General features: G+C 53.5%; 7 protein-coding genes. 3 read left to right on the top strand and 4 right to left on the bottom strand.

All coding sequences use genetic code 11. The features are described from left to right. Positions 1-79: hypothetical protein (locus ACLH1I_RS25115; protein ID WP_223602338.1), on the bottom strand; the 79-nt coding region annotated here is incomplete at its 3' end. A 343-nt stretch (positions 80-422) separates the two neighbouring features. On the opposite strand from ACLH1I_RS25115, the gene mrkH reads away from it, so the two are divergent. The 3 genes from mrkH to ACLH1I_RS25100 all read left to right on the top strand — a co-directional run bounded on the left by mrkH (position 423) and on the right by ACLH1I_RS25100 (position 2,577). Then, on the top strand, positions 423-1,127 hold the full coding sequence (mrkH, locus tag ACLH1I_RS25110; protein ID WP_004205390.1) for a transcriptional activator MrkH: 705 nt from the start codon (positions 423-425) through the stop codon (positions 1,125-1,127). 17 nt (positions 1,128-1,144) lie between these two features. Then, positions 1,145-1,717, top strand: a complete 573-nt coding sequence (locus tag ACLH1I_RS25105; RefSeq protein ID WP_004205389.1) for a LuxR C-terminal-related transcriptional regulator — start codon at positions 1,145-1,147, stop codon at positions 1,715-1,717. Between the two features lie 143 nt (positions 1,718-1,860). Beyond that, complete coding sequence (locus tag ACLH1I_RS25100; RefSeq protein ID WP_004205387.1) at positions 1,861-2,577, top strand: EAL domain-containing protein; 717 nt, start codon at positions 1,861-1,863, stop codon at positions 2,575-2,577. 33 nt (positions 2,578-2,610) lie between these two features. On the opposite strand, the gene mrkF is transcribed toward ACLH1I_RS25100, so the two are convergent. The 3 genes from mrkF to mrkC are packed head-to-tail and all read right to left on the bottom strand — an operon-like array spanning position 2,611 to position 6,732. After that, a complete protein-coding gene (mrkF, locus tag ACLH1I_RS25095) occupies positions 2,611-3,246 on the bottom strand; it encodes a type 3 fimbria minor subunit MrkF (RefSeq protein WP_032456584.1) in 636 nt (211 codons plus the stop codon). Positions 3,247-3,259: 13 nt separating this feature from the next. Further along, positions 3,260-4,255: a type 3 fimbria adhesin subunit MrkD gene (mrkD, locus tag ACLH1I_RS25090; protein WP_004205385.1), complete on the bottom strand. Its 996-nt coding sequence runs from the start codon at positions 4,253-4,255 to the stop codon at positions 3,260-3,262. Continuing rightward, the gene (gene mrkC / locus ACLH1I_RS25085) at positions 4,246-6,732 is read right to left on the bottom strand and encodes a type 3 fimbria usher protein MrkC (protein ID WP_004205384.1); all 2,487 of its coding nucleotides are present in this window, start codon (positions 6,730-6,732) and stop codon (positions 4,246-4,248) included. Before mrkC ends, mrkD begins: the two co-directional genes overlap by 10 nt. Between the last annotated feature and the right edge of the window lie 3 nt (positions 6,733-6,735).

The following is a 6,735-nucleotide window of genomic DNA, read 5'->3' as shown; positions in this document are numbered from 1 at the left end:
GCCAGTTGGTGATTTTGAACTTTTGCTTTGCCACGGAACGGTCTGCGTTGTCGGGAAGATGCGTGATCTGATCCTTCAACTCAGCAAAAGTTCGATTTATTCAACAAAGCCCTATAGATCCTACAAATGGGGCGTGATCGACGATCGTTCTCTCATTATCCCCGTTAATTAAACTTAAGTTTTTTATCCTTCGACCGGTCTCCAGCTTGGAGGCCGTTGTCGTTTTTGTCATGACCAAAATTTGAAACGCTTGATTACAGGAAACACAATATCGAATTCCAAGTTTATACATATCAATCTGGCTGCAAAGATAGTCAATAACATCAAACGCTCATAAAAACATCTGATTAACCCAATCAGAATGTTGCTATTGCTATAAGAAAAATCAAACGCCTCACGACAACTATTTACAAGGGATGCACATGACAGAGGGAACGATAAAGACCAGTAAGTATGAAATTATTGCTATTTTCAGAGAGGAGTTGCGCAAACGTACTGAAATTGAAATATTTTTTAACAACACCAGTATCATAACCCAACTGACGCGCGTGGACTTTGCCGAGTTCCATATTCAGACCCATCGCAAAATCCCGCCCGGGCATAAAATTCGCTTTCTCCTGCATAGCGATTCAGGGAAAATAGAGTTTAATGCGGCCCTGACAAAACATGACAATAGCGGTGTCGATAAAGGTATCCGCTACGCCTTTTCCTTGCCTGAATGCCTGCAGGTGGTGCAGCGTCGCCGCGATCCCCGCTTTCGTTTACGCCACGAGCATGATTTTTATTGCCGCGGTCGCCATAAAAATGGCGAAAACTATCTTTTCGACATCAAGGACATTTCAGACGGCGGTTGCGCACTGATGACCAAAACGCCGAATCTGAAATTCCTCAGTCATAACGCATTGCTGAAAAACGCCGTACTGATGCTGGCGGAATATGGCGAGATCACCATCGACCTGGTGGTAAAGAATGTCATTATTATCACCCTTGATGACCCTAATGAAGAGAGCGAAAGCTACTATCAGATATCCTGCCAGTTTAAGTTCCGCCATCTCGACGACCAGCGCAGAATAGAGAAAATTCTGCTGGACCTGATCTTAGAAGCCAAGCGAAAAAAGAGAATCTGATACCCTTGGAAAGTATATTGCTGTACACCAATGATAATCTCATTGGTCACTCAATCTATCACTACCTTATTGATAGTCATGAAAACGCCACCCGTTTTGGCTATGACGAAGTCATCCATGGGAAACAGCTGCCTGAGGCCCAAACGGTTATTTTCAATTTAATCAATAAGGATATTTCTGCCATCAGAATCGTTGATCTATTGAATGCGCTCCGCCTTTCCCTGCAACGCTGCCAGCAGCCGGTGCTGATGATAAAAAGCGACATTGCCGGACTGTGCAGAGAGTTAATAACCGTCGATAATGCCATGATTATTAGTGAAAAATCGCCGCTATCTATGTTTGCTTCTATTATCCAGCGGGCGAAGGGCGCCAGCGAACAACCGCCGCGACGATTGCGCAAACAACTGTCGCCGCGGGAGTGCCAGATCCTCGAGCTGCTGATTGCCAACAATAATAATAAGCGGATTGCCGCCCTGCTCGGCATTGCCCATAAAACGGTCCACAGCCATCGAATCCATATCATGCAAAAGCTGGGCATTGATAATTCCCGCACGATGAACCAGCGTATTGCCGCCCTCCATCAATGCTAAATTACGCAGAGGTAAATCAATAGCGGATAAAGCGTACTTATTCGTTGTTGATTTACATTTCCTGCCATTCCCATTAATCATCAGGTAGCCTATAATTAACCTATCCTCTGCTTATTGTCTGACTAACCTCGTGAAGAGGGATAATGAACACTAAAATATTCGAAGACAACATTTTATCTCGTAATGATATCGCTGTACGCTACGTCTTTCAGAAAATGTTTTCCCCACAAGGTACCTTAGTCGCGGTTGAATGCTTAAGCCGCTTCGATAATCTTCCCGTTTCGCCAGAATATTTTTTCCGCCATGCCACCGCGGCAGTTCGTGAACGTATTTTTCTCGAGCAACTGGGGTTGATTGAACAGCATAAAGCATGGTTTTTACGTAACCATATTTCCGCTACCATTAACGTTGATGACCATATCCTGACTCTGCTGCGCCAGAAGGAAATAAAAGAGAAAATCGCCGCCCTGACCTGCGTCCATTTTGAAGTGACCGAAAACGCCGAGAAACTTCTGAATAATTCCCTGGCCGCCTGGCAAAGCCCGCAGGATACCTCGCTGTGGCTCGATGACTTCGGCTCTGGCTACGCGGGGATTAACGCCATCAGCGGTTATCATTTTGACTATGTCAAAATTGATAAAGATTTTTTCTGGCATCTGATGCGCAAAGAGTCCGGCCGTCAGCTGATGGATGCGCTGGTCACCTTTTTATCCCGCAATCATCACAACGTGATTATTGAAGGCGTGGAAAGCGAAGCCCATAAAAAATGGCTGCAGGGTATGGAGTGGTTTGCTATTCAGGGGCATTACTGGCAGGAAGTCAGCATTGAGCAACTGGTTGCCGACGATATTGGCATATAAAAAAGCCGGGCTTGCCCGGCTTTTTCGTCCCGCTTAATTATAAACTAATTCCCACGTTGCCCAGCTGGTAATTGGCCCGCTGGTGGCGCTTTTCGGGGTCGGCGAAACGTAGCCCACATAATAGGTGAACAGGCCGCCGCTGACCGCGTTTTCCTGTAAATGCACCTGATTTTGCTGCGGATCCGCAGGGACAATTTTATTACTCTTATCCAGCGTATTATTATCATTGGTCGACAGCGCCAGATAAATATTCTGCGCGCCGTCTGGCAAGGTATTAGCCAGATAGCCCGCGTTCTCATTGCCGACCGCCGTCAGTAAAAAACCGTCGATCCAGCGAACGCTGACCCGCCGCACCTCGTCCTGCGAAGCGGCGCCGCCGTCATGACGTAGCTGGCAGTTTGACAGCGCCAGGGTAAAAGGCTGCGGCTTCATAAACGCGCCGGCCCCGCGATCGTGCACTTCCGCCAGGCTGACCGGCGCCAGCCAGACGTTGCCGCTGCCGGCATTCTGGCCGCCATTGAGCGCGACGCTGCAGGAGATATCCGTCACCCGCCCGGCAAAATCGACCCGTCCGCGGTCGTAATTAGTCTCGAAACCCCACGCCGAGGGGACGGCGAGGCTGCCGCAGAGCAGCAGCCACGCGATAGTATGTTTCGGCAATCCCTTCATTCCCCCTCCCGTATTAATCGTACGTCAGGTTAAAGATCATATGCGACTCCACCTCACCGGTGCTGGTCGTCGGGCCATACTGATAAAAGCGCGCGTGCAGCGGTATGGTGATGTAGCGGGTCTCCTGATTATTCAAGCGGCCAACGGTATATTTCTTATTAAACTGCAGCGGGGATCCATCCTTCAGCACCTGGATGCCGACGCCTTTCGCCATCCCGCTGCCGGCCTTTTCATTCAGCAAGGCGCCCATGGTGGCGGTGGTGCTGGTAGCCAGGGTGCCGGAGAAAGAGGTGCTGATGTTGGCATATCCCGTTTCACTCAGGCCGCCGCTGCACTGCAGCTCAATATTAAAATCCTTCCCGCCCGCGGTGGTGCCAACCCCTTTCAGGTCAGTACGTCTGATGGCGCCCACATCAACATTCATATTTTTCCCACTCAATACCGAACAGGAGGGCGAGACCACGGTGATCGCGTTGGCGCTCAGATAGGTTTCGAGGATCGGGTTGCCGCCGCTCTCCCAGTCGTAGGAGGTGTATTTTCCCGCCGCGAGGGTACCGCTGCCGGTGGTTGCCGCAGTTTTGATAATCTCCAGCGTAAAACGTGATCCTTCAAGGGAATAGTTGGTGGTGTTATACACTCGGGACGAATAGACGTCGGGATAGACGATATTCACCGTCGCGCCACCGCGGCTGAAACGCATACCAATTCCCGGCACGTTGGTGGAATAAATTTTATTCCCCAGGTCCGTGGCCCCTGGCGACACGATCTTCGCCGCGAAGCGGTTGGTGCCGGAGGTACAGCGATAGCTCGCCCCGCCGGGGGCGCTCATCGTCCAGTCGCGGGTGAGGATCACCGAACCCACCGGCAGATCCGGGGGCACCACCACCCTGCCCACCACCATGTCCAGCATCACCGTTGGCGAAGAAAGGCGCGTACAGACGGCCCAGGACGAGGTGGTGCCCAGCGCCATCAAGACGATAAAAAGCGTCAGTAATTTCCTCAGCGACATACGCTATCCTTTGTTGTTTGCTGTCCCAGATCCACCGAACACTGCCCGCCGCTCCACTTCACAATCGCGCGTTTGGCGTTCGCATCGCTGATAAACATCATGCTGCCCTGACCGACGACGCCGATCTCCTTGCCGTCGGGGGAGAAAATACTCGCCGCAAACGGCAGCGGCTCATGGTTCGCCTGGCGCGCCTGCAGGGTGAGGTTGTTCTGCACCGTGGTGCCAAACGCCACCTTAACCACGCTGCCTTCCCACGGCACAACCTGCGCCACGGTGCGATCGAAGGCCACGTCGTCATGGCTGCCTTTCGGGTCGATCTCGACGGCGTTAATTCGGTACGGGCGCAGATACGGCAGGATGGCGTAACCATTGCTGTCCACGCGGGTGCCCGGCGATCCCGGGAGCATAGCGCCGGCCGCGTCTTTGGCTTCAATCAGCGCCATCGTCGAGCCGCTTTCCGGTGAGAGCACCACGCCGCCGCTGTGGGCGATCATCGTCCCGCTGGCGCCAATGCCGCTCTGACGATAGCCTTCGCCCTGGCTGTAGCTGCCGTTGAGGGTGGTCCATGGCGTACGGTAGCTGCCGTTGAGCGCCACATCATGCTGACCGCCGGTGGCGGTGGTGGTCGACACGCCGTAGTTAAGGTTGTTTTCACTGTCCAGCGAACCGTTGATACCAATCTGCGAGCTGGCAAAGCGCGAGTTGTTGAACGAGGTGTTCGACGTCAGGTTGGCGGTGCGGTTGTCGCCAAACCACAGCGGGTAGCTGAAGTTGAGTGAAATGCGATCGTCGCGGCGATGGCCGGAGCTGTCCGGGGTATAGACGCGCTGGGCGCTCGCCGACCAGGAGAGACGACCAAACGAATTGTTATAGCTGACCTGATACTGCTTCTCGGTCCCGGAGCGGTTCCAGTAATCGGAAATACGACCGCTGAGATAAAACCCGCCCCAGCCGTCAGGCAGGTTCTGGTTTACCGTGAAGGTCATGCCGTTTTTTTGCCGCCAGAGGGTGTAGTTGCTGCGGCTGTTTTTTTCCTGATCGACGGCGTACAGCGCGTCGTTGAGGTTGTAATAACCTTTCGTCGAGTAGCGATACGCCGCCAGCACGATGCTGGTCTGGGTATCGGTGAACATGCGGTTAAAGGTGGCGCGATAGCTCTGCCCCGAGTCATCATGGCTATCGCTTTTCAGCCGAGAATGGGTGACGTCAAAAGAGAGGGCGCCGATCCCGGTGTTCATCCCGGTGCCCACCAGGAAGGCCTGATAGTCGTCAAAGCCGGTGACCCCGGTGTAGCCGGTCAGCAGGTTATTGATCCCGTGCTGCCAGGTCGCCTGATAGAGCATCGGCTTATTGCGCAGCCCGCTGTCGTCCACTTTACCGGCGGAGAGCGCGTAGCGGGTCATGCCCGGACGCAGCAGCTGAGCAACGGAGGCGTAAGGCACGCTGAACACTTCCACCGAGCCATCCGCCTCTTTTACCGAAACCTCAAGATCGCTGCCATAGCCGGATGGATAGACATCCTGCAGGGTAAACGGCCCCGGCGGAACGGTGGTCTGATAGATAATGTTGCTGCCCTGGCGCACGGTGACGAGGGCGTTGCTCTGCGCCACGCCGCGAATTTCCGGGGCATAGGAGCGCATGCCGTCCGGGAACATATTGTCATCGGTGGAAAGATTAACCCCACGCAGACCGATGGTGTCGAAAAATTCACCATTGGTAAAGATCTGCCCACCGCTGACAATGGAGTTGATCTGCGGGATCGGCCGCTGGAGATAGGTCTGGTTGCTGTTCCAGTGCGCTTTACCCTGCTGCTGCTGCCAGTTCAGGTTACCGATATGCTTCAGCAGCCAGCCGTCCCACGACAGGCCGGCATTGACGCCAAGGTAGGCGCTGCTGTTATCCGACCCGCCGACCGAAGAGGTGTGGCTGTTCCAGGCGTTGGCCATCCAGCCAAGATTAAGCGCGGTAATGCCTTTGTCCCAGAACTCCGGGCTGACATAGTTTTTCAGGCGTTGATCTTCATAGATCTGCGGCACCGAAATGTTCAACCGCAGGGAGGACTGGACCAGGTTGTCTTTGACGTTGTCTTCGTTGCGCCAGGATTTGAGGCTACCGCAGTAGCCTTCCTGTTCGCTCAGCTGCGGATTGAGCTTTTCCGCCGCGATGCCGTACTGCGTCAGCATCGCTTTGGTGTAGCAGACCCCAAGGTTACCGTCTTTGTCGCGCGCGATGCGCAGATCGTAGCGCCCTTTCCATTCGTCGTTGGTGTAGACGTCAAGGGAGTAAGTGCCTTCGGTAATCGCGCTGGTCGAGAAGCGTGACAGGTCGACCTTTTCGCGACTGCCGACAATAAAGCCGTCGTTAAATTGATATACCGTTCCCGGGTTTTCCTGTCCGCTGGAAAATGGCGGAAAGCAGCACAGCGCGATGGCGATCGCGGTGCTTAATCTTCCCGGGCAGAATGACCTCTGCTTCATTAG

The sequence above is a fragment of the Klebsiella sp. 1SOBk10mer genome (genome assembly GCF_046602535.1).
GTDB classification, from domain to species: domain Bacteria; phylum Pseudomonadota; class Gammaproteobacteria; order Enterobacterales; family Enterobacteriaceae; genus Klebsiella; species Klebsiella quasipneumoniae.
Note: the sequence above shows the minus strand (reverse complement) of the source record. Positions and strands in the feature narration are given on the sequence as shown.